A 274-nucleotide genomic window follows, 5' to 3' on the forward strand; every position below is an offset into this window, starting at 1 on the left:
GTCCTGATAATGAATGGGGTGATGCGCCCGATCATAATAGGAATGTTCCTGCCAATTTGCCATGGGTGCTGCTCAGTCTCAGTGAGTTACTTGATGTGCCACCAGCTCGTCTTGCTGAGCAACTATGGCAAAATAGTTGCGATGCCTTGCGCACGCAATGGCTGTATCCTAGGCAGTCATAAAAGCTACTGTTGTTCAAAGTAAAATGATATCGCCAAAAGTAAAATAGTACAGAATAAAATAAGAGCAACATAAGTTATCGTTGATTATATAC

1 protein-coding gene is annotated in these 274 nt (G+C 42.0%); it reads left to right on the plus strand.

The annotated features are described in order from the left end of the window. Positions 1-182, plus strand: a 182-nt coding sequence (locus AAEZ03_RS27290; RefSeq protein WP_502947971.1) for a hypothetical protein, incomplete at its 5' end; no start/stop codon positions are given. Positions 183-274 lie beyond the last annotated feature (92 nt).

It is taken from the genome of Pseudomonas sp. HY2-MNA-CIBAN-0224, from assembly GCF_040310285.1.
Classification (GTDB): Bacteria; Pseudomonadota; Gammaproteobacteria; order Pseudomonadales; family Pseudomonadaceae; genus Aquipseudomonas; species Aquipseudomonas helleri.